Below are 16482 nucleotides of genomic sequence, written 5' to 3'. Positions count from 1 at the left end.
TCAGGACGGCACCGGTTCTTTTGTATTGGGAACGACAATGCGATAACAGGCGATGGCCGCGAACAGGCTGACAAGGACAATGAACGCGACCGCCCATGCGACCTCGTGCATATGCGCGACACCGGCCAAAGCCGCCGATATCAAGACGGCAGAAATCCGGCATATGCTTTTGATCGCGGCCGCCCCTTTGACGCGTTGATCCTTGGGTGCGACATCCCAAAAATACAACCTTCGGGCGCTGCTGATACCTGTCACGGCCACCGTTACGATGAACAGAGCGATGGCGTGCAGATGCACCGCGTGGTCAATCCCCAGAAAGTGCACCGTCAACAACACCGCTCCGGTCAGAGCAACCATCAGGTTGCCGGTAACCATGACCGCGCGGTGAGATTTCATATTCACCAACTGCCACAATGGGGCCGAAACCAGATACCCCGATGCGGACGAAACGATCATGGCCGTCAGCCCTTTGGCCGAGGTGTGATGCGCCTCGGCCGCGATCAATGCAAAGAATGGCACCGACAGGGACACCACGACCAATGGCATACGCATGACCATGTAACGGCGGAACCATGCCTGATCGAACATGGCGACAATGTCCGTGAAATTCTCGATCAACTTGCGCTTCCGCACTGGTTGCGCCCCGTCCTTATTTTCGGGCCGATGAACGGCTTCTGACATCGCCAGAATAGACAGGCCGGACAAGACAAAGAACGTCACTGAAACAGCAATGACTGCGGAATGACGGGAAAAAGGTGGGTTCTCTTTGGTGACCTCATGCACCAACAGCACCAGTCCGATGGCCCCCAGCCCGCCAACGCCAAGCTGAAGATAGTTCATGATCATCCGCGACTTGGATTGCACATGTTCGCCTAATAGGTCAGTCATCATCAGCGACTGTATCTCTTCGATCAGACCAATCAGAAAAAACGCCGCGACAAAGGCCAGGGCGATCGCGGGAACAATGCCGGTCGCTGCCACCACAACCGCCATGATAAGGCATGCCCCGATTGCAACTTCGGATATCGCAATCCCGCGTTTTTTGCTCTCGCGTGCCGCTATCGGCTGCGCTAGAAACACGTCCGAGATCATGCTGCCGACCATTCGAACAGACACCAGAGCACCGGCAATGAACATCGGCAGTTCAAGCGACACGGCCAGAAATGGCAGAACAACGGACGGGCTGCCAAGCGTCCACGCAACCTGAGACAGGATGCTCTGCCCAGTCAGAACCGGAAAGTTCCTTTTTGGTGGGGTCGTCGAAATGTCCGTCATCTGTTTTCCGGCCCTGCGTTGACTGGTGCGCGAAACCGTCCGGGATCGTTTGCGTTCAGATTCAAGCCTATAGCGTTCTTCGCGACCGGCCAAGAACTCTGAGACCGCGAAACTAAAAACCCGGCCAGAGGCCGGGTTTTCAACGATTGCTTTACGATACAGATCAGAGCTGCGCCATGACCTCGTCCGTAGCTTCAAAATTGGTCGTAACGCGCTGGACGTCATCGTCATCTTCCAGCGCGTCTACCAGTTTCATCAGCCGCTGCATGTCTTCCAGACCCAGTTCCGTCGTGGTGGTCGGCTTCCAGATCAACTTGGTTGACTCTGTCTCGCCCAGCGCGGATTCCAGCGCGTTCGACACTTCATTGAGATCTGTGTCGGCGCACCAGATGATGTGGCCCTCGTCCGAGCTTTCGACGTCTTCGGCACCGGCCTCAATCGCCGCTTCGAACACAGTGTCAGCGTCACCGACCGTTGCCGGGTAGACCACTTCGCCCTTGCGTTCGAACATAAACCCGACCGAGCCGGTCTCGCCCAGATTGCCGCCGTTCTTGGAAAAGGTCGAGCGCACGGTCGATGCAGTCCGGTTACGGTTGTCGGTCATCGTTTCAACGATCACGGCCACACCGTTCGGGCCATAGCCCTCATACCGGATTTCTTCGTAATCGTCGCCTTCGCCTGCCTGCGACTTCTTGATTGCGCGGTCGATCACGTCCTTGGGGACAGAATTCGACTTGGCTTCTTTTACAGCCAGACGCAGGCGCGGGTTCTTGTCGGGATCGGGGTCGCCCATTTTGGCGGCGACGGTGATTTCTTTCGACAGCTTGGAAAACAGCTTGGACCGCGCGGCGTCCTGACGCCCCTTGCGGTGCTGGATGTTGGCCCATTTGGAATGGCCTGCCATGTTGCGTCCTCGTGATAGTGATTGCGTATTCGGCGCTCATATAGACGTTTGCGGGGCATGGGATCAAGAGAGCGGCTTGTCCAAGCCCCCCTTGTGGGTATGGTGGCGGCATGACGACCGATCAGATTATTCTTTTTGCCCTTTTCGCCACAGTGTTCGGAATGCTTCTTTGGGGGCGATTTCGATACGATCTTGTGGCCTTCACCGCACTACTGATTGGGGTCGTGCTGGGGGTTGTACCCGTTGATGACGCCTTTGCCGGTTTTGGCCATCCTGCAACGATCATTGTGGCACTGGTCCTTGTCGTCTCGGCCGGTTTGGTACGGTCGGGGGCGGTGTTCCTGATCACGCGTACTCTGGTCGATGCGTCACGGGGCCTGGGCGCGCATATTGCGCTGATGGGCGGCATAGGGGCCGTTCTTTCGGCCTTCATGAACAACGTGGCCGCCTTGGCGCTGCTGATGCCGGTCGACATCCAGACCGCGCGAAAAGCCGGGCGATCCGTCGGGCTGACCCTTATGCCGCTGAGCTTTGCCACTATCCTGGGCGGCATGGCGACGCTGATCGGCACCCCACCCAACATCATCATCGCCTCAATCCGGCAGGAAACTCTCGGCAAGCCCTTTCGTATGTTCGATTTCGCCCCGGTCGGCGGTCTGGCCGCCATCGCCGGACTGGCCTTTGTGGCACTGGTAGGGTGGCGGCTGATCCCAAATCGGGGCCCGCAGACCGAAACATCCGAGGCTCTGGCCGAGTATATCGCCGAGCTGACGATCCCCCCGGGATCAGCACATATCGGCAAGAGGGTCAGCGAACTGTACGAAGCTGCCGAGAAATCCGACGTCGCAATCATCGGCCTGATCCGCGACGGCAAAAGGCGTTATGGTCGTTCGGCACATGCCACTCTGCACGAGGGCGATGCCTTGGTACTGGAAGCCCGCCCTGAGGCTCTGGATGAGTTCCGGGCCGCGCTGAGTCTCGATTTCTCGGACACGCGACGGCAGGAACTTCTGACGGCCGAGGGGGACGGCCTTGAAGTGATCGAGGTTGTCGTCCCTCAAAGCGCGCGTATCGCCGGACGCACGGCGCAGGGATTGGGTCTGGCATGGCGGCAGAGCACCGTGCTGATGGGTATCTCGCGCCAGGGCCGCCGCATCACCGAACAGGTACGCAAGACGCCGGTGGAGGCAGGGGACATTCTGCTGCTGCTTTGTCCGCGGGACCGAAGTTCTGATGTGACCGATTGGCTGGGCTGCCTGCCACTGGCGGAGCGTGGGTTGAACGTCACCGCCAGTGAAAAGGCGTGGCTGGCAATCGGCCTGTTCGCTGCCGCCGTGCTGGCGGCGAGCGTCGGGCTGATCTACCTGCCCATCGCCTTGGGGCTGGTCGTGGTCGCCTATGTCCTTACCAAGATCATGCCGATCGCCGATATCTACAATCATATCGAATGGCCGGTGGTGGTGCTGCTGGGTTCCATGATCCCGCTGGGCAGCGCTTTGGAAACATCCGGCGGCACTGAGCTGATCGCTAACGCACTGGTGCAACTGACTGATGGCTTGCCCGCCTGGGCCATCCTGACGGTTCTGATGGTGGTCACGATGACTCTTTCGGATGTGCTGAACAACACCGCCACGGCCATCGTCGCGGCCCCTGTCGGCATCCAGATGGCCCGTACGCTCGAGGTTTCGCCCGATCCTTTCCTGATGACGGTGGCTGTTGCGGCCTCGGCCGCGTTCCTCACTCCAATCGGGCATAAGAACAACACGCTGGTGCTGGGCCCCGGCGGCTATCGCTTTGGCGACTACTGGCGCATGGGACTGCCGCTGGAAATCCTGATTATTGCGGTTTCCATTCCCGCCATCCTTGTCTTCTGGCCGCTTTGACGGGTAAGGGCATCCTATGAAACGATTTCTGATCCTGCAGCTGCGCCCGGAAACCGAAGCCTCGGACGCTGAGTACGCCTCCATCCTAAACAAGACCGGCTTGTCCCCAGAACAGGCCCATCGAATCCGACTGGACTGCGAAGACCTGCCAGACGGGCTGGACGTGACGGATTATGCCGGAGTGATCGTCGGCGGCGGCCCCGGCTGCGTCAGCGACGATCCGGCCACGAAATCCGCGATGGATGCGCGAATTGAAAAAACAATCATGGGCCTGATGCCCCAGATCACCGCGCAGGATCATCCCTTTATGGGATGCTGCTATGGGCTTGGCATTCTGGCCGCGCATCTGGGTGGTGACGTCAGCAAGAAACAGTACGGAGAACCCGTCGGACCCTCGACCTGTCACCTGACCGAAGACGGTGCGCGTGACCCGCTGACTGCCGGATTGGAAAACACCTTTGACGCGTTCGTCGGTCATAAAGAGGCCGTACAGTCCCTTCCCGACGGATGTGTTCACCTGCTCGCCTCGGACCCCTGCCCGTTTCAGATGATCCGCTGGGGCCAGAACGTTTACGCCACGCAATTCCACCCGGAAGCTGATGCAAAAGACTTTGAACAACGCATCAATATATACAAAGACTTCGGCTATTTTCCACCCGATGACGCACAGCGCCTGATCGATATATGCCACGCAGCAGACGTCACCCAGCCCGGCGAAATCCTGCGTCGTTTCGCCCAACGCTACATGTGACCCAACGGCGTTGTTGCCTGCGGCTTTGACACTCGCATAGGCTGATCGGAACGGCTTTGGGAGGAGTTGTTCTTGGATCTGCTCATAAATGTCGGCCTGCCGCTGTCGCTGACGGTTTTCATGCTGTCTCTGGGCGTTGGGCCCGAGGTCGCCGATTTCCGCCGCGTCGTCAGCCTGCACTTCCCGTTCGCCATCGGTGTGCTGAGCCACATCATCTTGCTGCCCATCGCGGCCTATTTTTTCGTCACGTTGTTCGCATTGCCGTCCGAGATTGCGGTTGGCTTCATGCTGCTCAGCGCTCCTCCCGGAAGTTTCAATCGCCGGTCTGGCCCTCGCCTAGATCCTGATCAACACTCTGGCGGCGCTGACCAAAGGGACAGGCAGGGGGTTCAGCCCTCGGCCGTTTTGGGATCACGATGTATGGTGTGGCCCTTCCGTTTATCGCCTGGCTCCGCGGCCGCTGAAAGGACAAGACATGACCACCAACACTGTTGATGCCATTGTCGTAGGGGCCGGGCTGGCTGGTCTGGCGGCCGCTTCCGAACTGGGTGATCGCGGCAAGAAGGTTATCGTCCTCGATCAGGAACCCGAACATTTTCTGGGCGGACAGGCGTTCTGGAGCCTTGGCGGGCTGTTCATGGTGAACACTCCTGAACAGCGCCGGATGGGCATCAAGGACAGCCATGAACTTGCGTTGCGCGACTGGATGGGCAGCGCGCAATTCGACCGCGACGAAGACGCCTGGCCTCGCAAATGGGCTGAGGCATACGTGGAATTCGCCGCCGGAGAAATGCGACCCTGGTTGTACGAAATGGGCCTGCGCTGGTTTCCAGTCGTCGGCTGGGCCGAGCGCGGAGGGTCATATGCGGATGGTCACGGCAATTCGGTGCCCCGGTTCCACATCACCTGGGGCACAGGCCCGGGGGTTCTGAAACACTTCATCCGTCGCGTACGCGAACATGTCAGCGCGGGGCTGATCGAGCTGAAATTTCGCCACCAGGTAAGTCATATCATCATGCAGAACGGTACGGCCAAGGGCGTCTCGGGCGAGGTTCTTGCCGATGACGCCGCACCTCACGGTGCCAAAACCAATCGTGATGAAGTTGGCGAGTTCGAAGCCTATGCGCCTTCGGTCATCGTCACCTCGGGCGGGATCGGCGGCAATTTCGAGATGGTGCGTCAGAACTGGCCCCGCGACCGGCTGGGAGAACCGCCAAAGGATATGGTGGCGGGTGTGCCGTTTCACGTCGATGGGCGGATGATCGGCATCAGCGAAAAGGCCGGGGGTCACGTGATCAACAGCGACCGGATGTGGCATTACACCGAGGGCGTGCGGAACTGGAACCCGATCTGGCCTTCGCACGGTATCCGCATCCTGCCCGGCCCCAGCTCCATGTGGTTCGACGCACGCGGTAACCGGCTGAAACCACCCTGCATGCCCGGGTTCGATACGCTGGGTACCCTGGGCGAAATCCTGAAAACCGGCTATGAATACAGCTGGTTTGTCCTGACCCAGAAGGTAATCAAGAAAGAGTTTGCCCTCTCAGGATCCGAACAGAACCCCGACATGACCGATGGTGGCTGGAAAGAGGTACTGTTCCAGCGCATCCTGACCGGATCAAAGGCAACAGCGCCGGTCGAGGCATTTAAGGAACATGGCGAGGATTTCATCGTCGCCAATACACTGACCGAACTTGTCAGCGGCATGAACCAGATGGGTGGCGGTCTGATCGACGAGGCACATCTGCGCGCTCAGATCGAGGCGCGAGATTCACAGGTCGATAACCCCTTTACCAAGGACGCCCAGATGGCGGCCATTCTGGCGGCGCGCAATTACCGCGGGGACAAACTGATCCGGACCGCGAAACCTCACAAGTTTCTTGACCCCGCCAACGGCCCGCTGATCGCGGTGAAACTGCACGTGCTGACGCGCAAGACGCTGGGTGGATTGCAGACCAATCTGGACAGTCAGATGATCGGTGCGGATGGTCAGGTCGTTCCTGGCCTGTTTGCTGCGGGAGAGGTCGCCGGCTTTGGCGGTGGCGGTTACCACGGCTACAACGCGCTGGAAGGCTCGTTTCTGGGCGGCTGCATCTTCTCGGGCCGTAATGCCGGTCGGTCAAGAGCCGTCGCTTGAACGGCTCTCAGCTTTATTGCGTCCGCGCAAATTGCACCACGGGTTGCCCAGCACTGTCCAGCAACACCAGCGTATCGCCTTTTTGCGCATAGGTGGTCACGCCCTGCAACGCTTTGAAAAACTGCCGCTCGACTTCATCCAACGGCGGTGGGCAGGCCATCAGCGTTGCTGCCATGTTGTCAGGGAACTCGATTCGACTTCCCGAGATTTCCGCCCGACCGGAAAAACGGTTGCAGCCACCACTGCCTGAAAAGGCGCCGCCTTGGGCGAAAGAGAGCGTGGGCCGTTTTTCAGTTTCAAGCCGCGCACCGTTCAACCCGGTTGCAGTCCAATTGGTATTCTCCAGCACCGCAACCCCCTGAGGTTTCGCCTGAACCAGGACCAGATCAGCCGTGTTCCCGGAGCCATCGGTCAAAACCGGATAGGCCGTATCCGTGGTAAACAGCAGCTTTTCGCCCTGAAAGACCGATCCGCGCACCACATAGCGCATCCCGTCCTGGATCAGCGCTTCGTCGTAGCTGAGGTCAAACTGCGCAGGCACGCTGGTCAGCGCATAGCGTTTAGCGGCCAGGGTCACGGATGGAGCATCAGAGCGAGACACGTCCTGCAATTGAACGTAAAGCGTCGCGTCCGGCGGAACCGCGATACGTTCGCGATACGTGGCCGTGCCTTCTATAGTTCCGGCCACGGCGGCACTGCTCAAGGCCACCGACATAGCCGCAACAGCAATAACGGCGGATCCAATCCTGGGCATAAACGTCTTCCCTTTCGCAAATTCTCTTTCTCAAAACATTGTGCGAGGTTCCGAGATTACAAGAACTTCGAGGAAAAACCGGCGGTTCTGCGCCGACCTTACAGGGGCCAGATCAATGGAATCAGCAGTGAGGCCAACAAGCCGACAGTCAGGTTCAGCGGGATACCGACCTTCATGAAATCCACAAACCTGTACCCGCCCGGACCGTAGACCATCATGTTGGTCTGATAGCCGATTGGTGTCGCGAACGAAGCCGAGGCCGCGACCATAACCGCCACCACCAGCGGGCGCGGATCGATTCCCACGGCCTGCGCCAACCCGATGGCAATCGGCGTCACGACGACGGCCACCGCATTATTCGACACCAGCTCGGTCAGCACAGAGGTCAGCAGGTAGACCGCCCAGATGATCAGAACGGGTGGCAACTTGCTAAGGCCCGGCGCGACGGCCTCGACAATCAGCGAAACCGCCCCGGATTTATCGAGCGCTGCGCCGATGGCCAGCATCGCGAAGATCAAGGCCAGAAGACGGCCTTCGACAAATGAAAACGCCTCATCAGCGTCGATGCAGCGGGTGATCAGAACTACAGCAACCGCCAAAATCGACAACAGCAGGATCGGCGCGACACCCAGCGCGGCCAGCGCGACGATCCCTACGAGCGAACCAATGGCAATCGGAGCGTGGCTGCGACGGAACGCCCGGGCCGAAGGTTGCGCGACGTCGACCATTTCCATGTCGGCCGCCAGTTTCTGGATGTCCGCAGGGGCACCTTCCAACAGCAGCGTATCCCCGACCCGAACCACCAGATCGTCCAACTGACGCCCGATATTCTGATTTCGGCGATGCACGGCCAGCACATAGACACCGTACCGGCGACGCAGACGCAACGCACCCAAGGTCCGGCCAACCATGCGGCAACCGGGGGTGATCAGTACTTCGACTGTTTTGGTCTCAACCGCTGAAACCTGATCAACGCGCTTCAGTTCCTTGTTGCTCTGCAGGCTCAGCAGTTCGGTCATCTGGGTACGCAGAACCACGCGATCGCCGACGTTCAGCGTGACGCCCTTCAAATTACGCCGCAGTGACTCGTCGCCCCGGATCACGTCGATCAGGCGCACACCGGGACGTTTAAACAACTGAACCCCTGTCACTTCGCGCCCAATCAGGTTGCTTTCGGGGGGGATGACCGCCTCGGTAAAAAATTTCATTTTCGACCGGTCGCTGAGTAGCGAGGCCATGCTGTCCCGGTCCGGCAGAAGACGTGGCGCGACAAAGCGCAGATAGAACATCCCGTAAATCACCAGCACGATGCCCAGCGGGGTAACTTCGAAAATCGAGAACGCTGTCATCCCCTGCGAGCGGGCGACACCGTCCACCAAGAGGTTGGTCGAGGTTCCGATCAAGGTCAGTGTGCCCCCCAGAATGGCCGCGTAACTCAGCGGGATCAGCAATTTCGAGGCCGGAACGTTCAATGTGCGCGCAATCTGGACAAAGACCGGGATCATGACGACCACCACTGGCGTGTTCGAAACCACGGCGGAAGCAAATACGACAAAGGCCATCAGCAAGCCGATGGCAAAGCGCGGGTTTACCTGCGCCTGCTTCTGCGCCGTCGTGGTGAACGCGTCCAGCGCTCCGGTTCGCACCAAAGCACCCATGATGATGAACATCGCCGCAATCGTCCAGGGCGCCGGGTTGGACAACACAGCCAGCGCGCTTTGATAAGGCAGAATACCCGTCACCAGCATCAGGGCGACACCACCGATGGCGACAACCTCGGTCGGATAAACTTCGCGCAGGAACATGATGAACATGCCTGCAACGACCATCAGCGCCAATATTGCGCTGCCCGTTTCTGTCAGTTGAAGGAAATGCATTCTTGGTATTCTGTCCGAACCCTGGCCTGGCCTATGCGCCCGTCAGGCAGTTTCACGCATTGCGCGCAGCAGAGCAAGCCTGACTTGCTGTTTAAGGCCCAGCTTGTTCCAAACGCCCTCCGACGCGGACCATCCGCACGGTTTTGGCGTGGCCGTCACGGTCGTCGGTTTCGACAAAAACGCCGCTCAGGGTCGCCTCACCATTTGCCGGGGTGAACCGAGCCTTGGGCATTCCGGTAATGAACCGGCGCATTGGCTCCACCTTGTCCATCCCAATGACCGAGTCGTAATCTCCGCACATCCCCGCATCGGTCAGATAGGCCGTTCCACCGGGCAGAACCTGAGCGTCGGCGGTTGGCACATGGGTATGTGTTCCCACCACAAGGCTAACGCGTTTGTCACAGTAATGGCCCATTGCCATCTTTTCCGATGTCGCCTCACAGTGCATATCAACGATAATCGCCTGCGCCTGACCACCGCGCGGGTGGGATTTCAGGATTGGCTCAATGGCCGAAAATGGATCGTCAAAGGGCCGCTTCATAAAGACCTGCCCCAGCACTTGCACGACCAGCACCTTGCGCCCGCCCGGAGCCGTATACAGACGATGCCCCCGTCCCGGCGCACCCTTGGCGAAATTCACTGGCCGAACAATGCGCGGCTCACCCTCGATGAATTGCAGCATGTCCTTCTGGTCGAACGCATGATCACCCAGCGTAAGGCAGTCAGCCCCTGCATCCAGCAGCAGCTTGGCATGGTCCCCGGTAAGGCCCATCCCGTTCGAGGCGTTCTCACCGTTGACCACAACAAAATCCAACCGCCATTCGTCGCGCAAACGCGGCAGATGTTGCTGTACAGCCGCACGCCCAGCGCGGCCCATGACGTCACCCAGAAATAGTATCCTCATCCGATCTGTCCTAAGTGTGGCAATGGGCAAACACAAGCGCTTAAACTGTCTGCATAATCTGTCAAAGCACATTACACAGGAGAATTTTTATGCCTCGCATCCTTCTGGCTGCCGTAGGGCTGACCTCACTTGCGGCATGTGATCAGCCGCCGTCTTCTGATTCAACCGCGCGGCTGGCAAACCCGGCCGCGACTTACTGCATTGAAAGCGGTGCGCGATACGAAATTCGCGATGGCGACAATGGTCAGTCGGGAGTTTGCATTCTGCCAGATGGAAGTGAAGTCGACGCCTGGGATTACTTCCGCGAAAACAGCCCGATCTGACAAGATCAGGCCGAAAAGGTCAGCACGCGACTTTCAGTAATCACCATATCCAGCGGCTGATCAGTGGGTTCCAGCGGCAGCCCTTCCGCCTCTTGCGCATCAAAGGCGAAGCCGATGGCCAAAGTGGGACGTTTGGCGCGAAGGCCGTCCAGCGTACGGTCATAGAACCCGCCGCCGTAACCCAGCCTGCCGCCCTGCGCGTCAAAGGCAACAAGCGGCACGATCAGAATCTCGGGGTCGAAATAATCATCAACCTCGGGCACCCTGGCACCGAACGGGCCGTCCTTCAGTGCACCTTCGGGTGTCCAGCGTGAAAACTTCAGCGCCTGCCCTGCCCCCTGGATGACCGGCACGCCAACCGGGCCATAAGCCGAGGCCTCGGCCATGGCAGGCAGCGGGTCGATCTCAGTTCGGATCGGCATATAGCCGGACATGGGCACACCCCGATGACCCGCCAGAACCTCGGACAACCGTCCCGCGGCGCCGGGCATACGGGCATCAAACGCGGCCTTACGGCGCGCAAAGGCTTCTTTTCGCGCAGCGGCCTTGATTTCAGTCAGATCGGTTGTTTCGGTCACAGTAGCACCACGCTGGCAAGCCCCAGAAAGATAAAGAACCCCATGACGTCGGTTGTTGTCGTCACAAAGGTCCCTGACGCCAGCGCCGGGTCAACGCCCAGACGGTCCAGCACCACCGGTACTACCGTACCCGCAAAGCCTGCGATCACCATGTTCACGACCAAGGCCGATCCGATCACGACACCCAGCAGCGGAGAGTCGAACCAAAGCATCCCCACCGTGCCCAGCACGATGGCGAAACACAGCCCGTTCAACATCCCCACCAGCAATTCTCGCCGGATCACACGTGCGACGTTTGAGCCGGTCAGGTCGCGCGTTGCCAGCGCCCGCACCGCAACCGTCAGCGACTGCGTTCCTGCGTTTCCGCCCATCGACGCCACGATTGGCATCAGAATGGCCAGCGCCACCAGCTGATCGATCGCCGCCTCAAATTGCGAAATCACCAATGAGGCACAGATCGCCGTACACAGGTTCACCGCCAGCCAGGGCAAGCGCCGCCTGCTGGTCGCCGCCACACTGTCGGACAGAGAGCTTTCGTCGCTGACACCGGCAAGGCGCAGCATGTCTTCTTCGTATTCCTCATCCAGAACCACCATTGCATCGTCGATGGTGATCACACCGACCAGACGCCCGTCACCGTCGACTACAGGGGCCGAGATCAGGTGGTACTGGTTGAAGGCATAAGCAACGTCTTCCTCGTCCTGATCGACGGGGATGGTGTGAAATTCCTCCTCCGAAATGTCATGCAGTGCAACCTCGCGACGGGTCGCCATCAGCTTGCCAAGCGTGACTTGCGCGACGGGCTTCAGGCGAGGGTCGACAAGAACGATGTGATAGAATTGCTCGGGCAGGTCGTCATTGGCGCGCATGAAGTCGATGGCCTGACCCACCGTCCAGTGTTCAGGCGCCATGACCACCTCGCGCTGCATGAGGCGGCCGGCAGAGTTTTCCGGATAAGACAGGGCCTGTTCGGCCGCAATCCGTTCAGAGTCCTCAAGCGCGTCCAGAATAGTCTCTTGCTGAGGTTCTTCGAGGTCTTCAAGCAGGTCCACGACATCGTCGCTTTCCATGTCGCGCACGGCCTCAGCCAGAACGTCCGGGCGCAGAACCCCGATAACCTCTTCCCGAACGGCCTCATCCAGTTCCGACAGGATGTCGCCGTCAAACTCCTTGTCGTAAAGGCGGATCAGGCGAGCGCGGTCATAGGGGTTGATCTGTTCCAGTAGGTCGGCGATGTCGGCCGCATGCAGCGGCTCCATCAGCTCGATCAGCTTGTCGCGATCATCCACATCAACAGCGTAAAGGATGGCCGCCACAGTCCGGGGATCCAGCGCATAGACGTCTTCGTCGCCGGTGGACTCGGTCACGGGTTCATCAAAGCCTGTCGTCATGTCTGCCCCCGTATTTTTTGGTCATTGACCCTTAAATAGAAGAAGCAGCTACCGGAAAACAATGACAATGCGCCGATTTACCCACAACTATCCCGCGCTTATGCTGTTTCGCAGTCCCATACCGCCGGAGATACAGGAAAATGCCGCAAAAAACGCTGCTGAAAGGACGTGTCCTGAGTTTTACCGGTTCACCTTTCGAAGGTGAACCGACCGAAGCGGTTCAAATCAGCGAAGCGGTCCTGATCGAAGACGGCCGCATTTCCGCAGTGGCGGATGCCAACAGCGTGACCGCCGCGCACCCTGATGCCACTGTGGTGGATCACGGCCAGCATGTGATCATGGCCGGTTTCGTGGACGCGCATGTGCATTACCCCCAGACCGCGATGATCGCCAGTTGGGGCAAGCGCCTTATTGACTGGCTGAACACGTATACGTTCCCCGAAGAAATGAAGTTCGGCGATGTCGGTTATGCCACTGAGATCGCCAACCGGTATCTCGACCTGACCACTGCGCACGGCACCACGACGATGTGCAGTTTCTGCACTATTCATCCGGAAAGCGTCGATGCATTTTTCGCCGCTGCCCAAAGGCGCAACCAACGCGTGGTCGCGGGTAAAACCTGCATGGACCGAAATGCGCCGGAAGGCCTACGCGACACCGCTCAGACGGCTTATGACCAATCTGCAGCATTGCTGGAGAAATGGCATGGGATCGACCGCCTGTCCTATGCGATAACGCCACGTTTCTCGCCCACCTCTACCCCTGAACAGCTTGAGGCAATGGGCGCATTGTGGTCCGAGCACCCGCACTGCCTGATGCAAACCCACCTCAGCGAGCAGACAGACGAAATCGCATGGGTCCGCGAGCTGTTCCCCGAGGCGCGCGACTATCTGGATACCTATGAGAAGTTTGGTCTGTTGGGCGCACACGGCCTTTACGGTCACGTCATCCATCTGGAGTCGCGTGAGCGTGACCGGCTTCGTGAAGTTGACGCCGCGCTGATCCACTGTCCGACCTCGAACACGTTCATCGGATCTGGTCTGTTCGACATGGATGGCTTGATGCGCGACGGCCACCGGATCGGATTGGCGACGGACACCGGTGGCGGATCCAGCTTTTCGATGCTGCGCACGATGGCAGCCGCCTATGAAATCGGGCAACTGCGCGGATCACCGCTGCACGCGGAGCAACTCTTGTGGCTGAGTACGATTGGATCGGCCCGTGCCCTACGGTTGGACGATTGCATTGGGAATGTAGCACCGGGGATGGAGGCCGATCTGATCGTTCTTGACCTCGCCTCGACCCCCGCCATCGCCCAGCGCGAAGCCTGTGCTGACGATTTGTGGGAGGCCATCTTTCCCACCATCATGATGGGCGACGACCGGGCGATTGCCGAGGTCTGGATCGCCGGTCGTCGCGTGGACAAGTAAGCAACTGCGCCTTTTCGGCGCAGACCATCACGCTTGCAGGCTTCGTGCCAGCTGGTTTTGCCGCTCGATCACGCGGGGCATATCCAACGTGATGACATGCCCATCGCGCACGATCTGCCGCCCTTCAACAAACAGGTGCTTAACTTGCATCGGTCCGGCCAGCAGCAGGGCCGCCGGGTCCCAACTGCCCGCGCTTTCAATGCAGCGCGTATCCCAGACGGCGATGTCGGCTCGTTTTCCGGGCGAAAGACGGCCGCAATCGGGACGGTTCAGAACGTTAGCACCTCCGCGCGTCGCGATCTCCAATGCTTCGCGCGAAGACATAGCATTTGCCCCGTTTACAACCCGCTGCAATAGCATGGCCTGACGTGCTTCGAGGATCAGGCTGCCATTGTCATTGCTGGCCGAGCCGTCCGCGCCCAGCCCGACCGGAACGCCCTGATCGCGCATCGCACGTACAGGCGCTATGCCCGAACCCAGACGGCAATTGGAGCATGGGCAATGCGCAACGCCGGTTTTGGTGCTTGCAAACAGGTCGATCTCGACCCCGTCCAGTTTCACGCAATGCGCGTGCCAAACGTCCGACCCTGTCCATCCCAGTTCCTCGGCGTACTGGCCGGGACGGCAGCCGAACTGGGCCTGCGAATAGGCGATATCTTCGTCGTTTTCCGCCAAATGGGTATGCAACATCACGCCCTTGTCACGGGCCAGAACCGCCGCGTCGTGCATCAGGTCCCGGCTGACCGAGAACGGAGAACACGGCGCGAGCCCGACCCTGCACATTGACCCCTCGGACGGGTCATGAAACGCATCAACCACGCGGATCATATCGTCGAGTATCGCGCGTTCGCCTTCGACCAAAGCGTCTGGCGGCAGCCCTCCTTCGCTTTCGCCAATACTCATCGCGCCGCGTGTCGGATGAAATCGCAGACCAATCTCGGCAGCGGCAGCAATCGTATCATCCAGCCGCGCACCGTTGGGATAAAGATAAAGATGATCCGAACTGAGCGTACACCCGGAAAGTGCCAGCTCTGCCAAACCGATCTGAGCGGAAATAAACATCTCCTCCGGGCCAAATCGGGACCAGATTGGGTAGAGCGTCTGCAACCAGCCGAACAGCAATGCGTTCTGACCGCCGGGCACCGCGCGGGTCAGGGTTTGGTAGAGATGGTGGTGGGTATTCACCAGCCCGGGCGTCACAACACACCCTGACGCGTCGTGTATATCACCCTCTGTTTGAAGATCGTGGCCGATCTGTTCGATCTGCCCGCCGCGGACCAGAATATCCGCGCCGGACAATTCCCGCCGCGTGTCATCCATCGTCAAAATGGTGTCTGCGTTTTTGATAAGGATTTCGGTCATTTCGCCCTCCTGCATATACCCGTCTCATGCAAGAAGTGCGTGGGCTGGCGGAAAACGGGCGTAAGAACCAGCCGGATTCACTCTACCCGACCGGTCAGAACCCAGCAACTGATTTCAATAGCTGCGCAAGATTTCCAACGCTGCCACGTGCAGGTCAGAGTTGGCTGCTGCAAGCGCGCGCCCGCCACTATGGGCTGGTCCGCCCCGCCAATCGGTGACAATCCCACCGGCAGCCTCTATCACAGCGATCGGGGCCTGAATGTCATAAGCGTTGAGTCCGGCTTCGATCACCAGATCGATCTGCCCCGCAGCCAACAAAGCGTAAGCATAACAATCCATGCCATAGCGGGTCAGCCGCGCGTGCTGCGCCACGGCCTCGAAACCGGCGCGGTCCTCCGGTGCACCAACCTCGGGGAAAGTGGTAAACAGGATGGCCTGATCGAGCGTTGGTGTCGGACGGGTTTTCAGCCGTGTGGTACCGGTCGGGCCGATAACCTTAGCAATTTCCGCCGATCCCACGAACCGTTCGCCGATATAGGGTTGATCAATGACGCCCATGATCGGTCCGTCCTGCGTGCTCAGCGCGATCAGAACGCCCCAGGTTGGAGTGCCGCTGATAAACCCGCGCGTTCCGTCGATCGGGTCCAGAACCCAAGTCCGGCCACTATGGCCCTCTACCTGACCAAATTCCTCGCCGAATATACCGTCCTTTGGACGGTGTCTGGCCAAAACATCCCTCATGGCCTTTTCGGCATTTCGGTCGGCGACCGTCACCGGATCGAAACCTTCGGCCAGCTTGTTGGCTGTCTCAAGATTGGATTGCCGGAAAAACGGAAGAATGGCCGCCCGCGCCGCGTCGGCCATTTCTTCGGCAACTTCCAGATCATTAAACTTGGTTTCCTGCATGCGCCAC

Annotated in this window: 15 protein-coding genes; 6 read left to right on the top strand and 9 right to left on the bottom strand. The window is 59.3% G+C overall.

The window, feature by feature from the left end; translation table 11 throughout:
• Nucleotides 1-1275 carry a permease gene (locus GOX66_RS00690; protein ID WP_170758634.1) on the bottom strand — a complete coding sequence of 425 codons (1275 nt, stop codon included), beginning with the start codon at nt 1273-1275 and terminating at the stop codon, nt 1-3.
• Nucleotides 1276-1438: 163 nt separating this feature from the next.
• Complete coding sequence (locus tag GOX66_RS00685) at nt 1439-2179, bottom strand: YebC/PmpR family DNA-binding transcriptional regulator (RefSeq protein WP_170758632.1); 741 nt, start codon at nt 2177-2179, stop codon at nt 1439-1441.
• 110 nt (nt 2180-2289) lie between these two features.
• Here GOX66_RS00685 and GOX66_RS00680 point away from each other — a divergent pair, with 110 nt between their 5' ends.
• The 4 genes from GOX66_RS00680 (at nt 2290) to GOX66_RS00665 (ending at nt 6950) form a co-directional block, all read left to right on the top strand.
• Nucleotides 2290-4062, top strand: coding sequence for an SLC13 family permease (locus GOX66_RS00680; RefSeq protein WP_170758630.1), 1773 nt, complete (start codon nt 2290-2292; stop codon nt 4060-4062).
• Between the two features lie 16 nt (nt 4063-4078).
• Nucleotides 4079-4813 carry a glutamine amidotransferase gene (locus GOX66_RS00675; RefSeq protein ID WP_170758628.1) on the top strand — a complete coding sequence of 245 codons (735 nt, stop codon included), beginning with the start codon at nt 4079-4081 and terminating at the stop codon, nt 4811-4813.
• A gap of 72 nt (nt 4814-4885) precedes the next feature.
• Nucleotides 4886-5308, top strand: a complete 423-nt coding sequence (locus tag GOX66_RS00670; protein ID WP_170758626.1) for a hypothetical protein — start codon at nt 4886-4888, stop codon at nt 5306-5308.
• Nucleotides 5289-6950 carry an FAD-binding dehydrogenase gene (locus GOX66_RS00665; protein ID WP_170758624.1) on the top strand — a complete coding sequence of 554 codons (1662 nt, stop codon included), beginning with the start codon at nt 5289-5291 and terminating at the stop codon, nt 6948-6950. The genes GOX66_RS00670 and GOX66_RS00665 overlap by 20 nt, the downstream gene beginning before the upstream one ends.
• Before the next feature lie 13 nt (nt 6951-6963).
• On the opposite strand, the gene GOX66_RS00660 is transcribed toward GOX66_RS00665, so the two are convergent.
• The 3 genes from GOX66_RS00660 to GOX66_RS00650 form a co-directional block, all read right to left on the bottom strand.
• Nucleotides 6964-7704 (bottom strand): YbaY family lipoprotein, encoded by a 741-nt coding sequence (locus GOX66_RS00660; RefSeq protein ID WP_170758622.1) that lies wholly within the window; start codon nt 7702-7704, stop codon nt 6964-6966.
• A 98-nt stretch (nt 7705-7802) separates the two neighbouring features.
• On the bottom strand, nt 7803-9581 hold the full coding sequence (locus GOX66_RS00655) for an SLC13 family permease (protein ID WP_170758620.1): 1779 nt from the start codon (nt 9579-9581) through the stop codon (nt 7803-7805).
• A gap of 91 nt (nt 9582-9672) precedes the next feature.
• Nucleotides 9673-10485: a TIGR00282 family metallophosphoesterase gene (locus GOX66_RS00650; protein ID WP_170758618.1), complete on the bottom strand. Its 813-nt coding sequence runs from the start codon at nt 10483-10485 to the stop codon at nt 9673-9675.
• 89 nt (nt 10486-10574) lie between these two features.
• Here GOX66_RS00650 and GOX66_RS00645 point away from each other — a divergent pair, with 89 nt between their 5' ends.
• Complete coding sequence (locus GOX66_RS00645) at nt 10575-10808, top strand: putative hemolysin (protein ID WP_170758615.1); 234 nt, start codon at nt 10575-10577, stop codon at nt 10806-10808.
• A 5-nt stretch (nt 10809-10813) separates the two neighbouring features.
• Here the strand turns inward: GOX66_RS00645 and GOX66_RS00640 are convergent, their stop codons facing one another.
• Together GOX66_RS00640 and mgtE are read right to left on the bottom strand one after the other, a co-directional pair.
• Nucleotides 10814-11386 (bottom strand): 5-formyltetrahydrofolate cyclo-ligase, encoded by a 573-nt coding sequence (locus tag GOX66_RS00640; protein ID WP_170758613.1) that lies wholly within the window; start codon nt 11384-11386, stop codon nt 10814-10816.
• Nucleotides 11383-12777: a magnesium transporter gene (gene mgtE / locus GOX66_RS00635; protein WP_170758610.1), complete on the bottom strand. Its 1395-nt coding sequence runs from the start codon at nt 12775-12777 to the stop codon at nt 11383-11385. Before mgtE ends, GOX66_RS00640 begins: the two co-directional genes overlap by 4 nt.
• Nucleotides 12778-12917: 140 nt before the next feature.
• Between mgtE and guaD the strand changes: the two genes are divergently transcribed.
• Nucleotides 12918-14207: a guanine deaminase gene (guaD, locus tag GOX66_RS00630; RefSeq protein ID WP_170758608.1), complete on the top strand. Its 1290-nt coding sequence runs from the start codon at nt 12918-12920 to the stop codon at nt 14205-14207.
• A gap of 27 nt (nt 14208-14234) precedes the next feature.
• Here guaD and GOX66_RS00625 read toward each other — a convergent pair whose 3' ends face one another.
• Together GOX66_RS00625 and hisN are read right to left on the bottom strand one after the other, a co-directional pair.
• A complete protein-coding gene (locus GOX66_RS00625) occupies nt 14235-15569 on the bottom strand; it encodes an 8-oxoguanine deaminase (protein ID WP_170758606.1) in 1335 nt (444 codons plus the stop codon).
• Between the two features lie 114 nt (nt 15570-15683).
• Nucleotides 15684-16475 (bottom strand): histidinol-phosphatase, encoded by a 792-nt coding sequence (hisN, locus tag GOX66_RS00620; protein ID WP_170758604.1) that lies wholly within the window; start codon nt 16473-16475, stop codon nt 15684-15686.
• Nucleotides 16476-16482: the final 7 nt, after the last annotated feature.

The sequence above is a fragment of the Ruegeria lacuscaerulensis genome, assembly GCF_013031245.1.
Classification (GTDB): Bacteria; Pseudomonadota; Alphaproteobacteria; order Rhodobacterales; family Rhodobacteraceae; genus Ruegeria; species Ruegeria lacuscaerulensis_C.
The sequence above is the reverse complement of the archived record's forward strand: the minus strand, read 5'-3'. Positions and strand labels throughout refer to the sequence as shown.

Bases quoted from the DNA above. Each gene is read 5' to 3' on its own strand.
- mgtE (WP_170758610.1), bottom strand. From the start codon at position 12,777: ATGACGACAGGCTTTGATGAACCCGTGACCGAGTCCACCGGCGACGAA.
- GOX66_RS00625 (WP_170758606.1), bottom strand. From the start codon at position 15,569: ATGACCGAAATCCTTATCAAAAACGCAGACACCATTTTGACGATGGAT.
- guaD (WP_170758608.1), top strand. From the start codon at position 12,918: ATGCCGCAAAAAACGCTGCTGAAAGGACGTGTCCTGAGTTTTACCGGT.
- hisN (WP_170758604.1), bottom strand. From the start codon at position 16,475: ATGCAGGAAACCAAGTTTAATGATCTGGAAGTTGCCGAAGAAATGGCC.
- GOX66_RS00645 (WP_170758615.1), top strand. From the start codon at position 10,575: ATGCCTCGCATCCTTCTGGCTGCCGTAGGGCTGACCTCACTTGCGGCA.
- GOX66_RS00690 (WP_170758634.1), bottom strand. From the start codon at position 1,275: ATGACGGACATTTCGACGACCCCACCAAAAAGGAACTTTCCGGTTCTG.
- GOX66_RS00650 (WP_170758618.1), bottom strand. From the start codon at position 10,485: ATGAGGATACTATTTCTGGGTGACGTCATGGGCCGCGCTGGGCGTGCG.
- GOX66_RS00675 (WP_170758628.1), top strand. From the start codon at position 4,079: ATGAAACGATTTCTGATCCTGCAGCTGCGCCCGGAAACCGAAGCCTCG.
- GOX66_RS00665 (WP_170758624.1), top strand. From the start codon at position 5,289: ATGACCACCAACACTGTTGATGCCATTGTCGTAGGGGCCGGGCTGGCT.
- GOX66_RS00685 (WP_170758632.1), bottom strand. From the start codon at position 2,179: ATGGCAGGCCATTCCAAATGGGCCAACATCCAGCACCGCAAGGGGCGT.
- GOX66_RS00660 (WP_170758622.1), bottom strand. From the start codon at position 7,704: ATGCCCAGGATTGGATCCGCCGTTATTGCTGTTGCGGCTATGTCGGTG.
- GOX66_RS00655 (WP_170758620.1), bottom strand. From the start codon at position 9,581: ATGCATTTCCTTCAACTGACAGAAACGGGCAGCGCAATATTGGCGCTG.
- GOX66_RS00680 (WP_170758630.1), top strand. From the start codon at position 2,290: ATGACGACCGATCAGATTATTCTTTTTGCCCTTTTCGCCACAGTGTTC.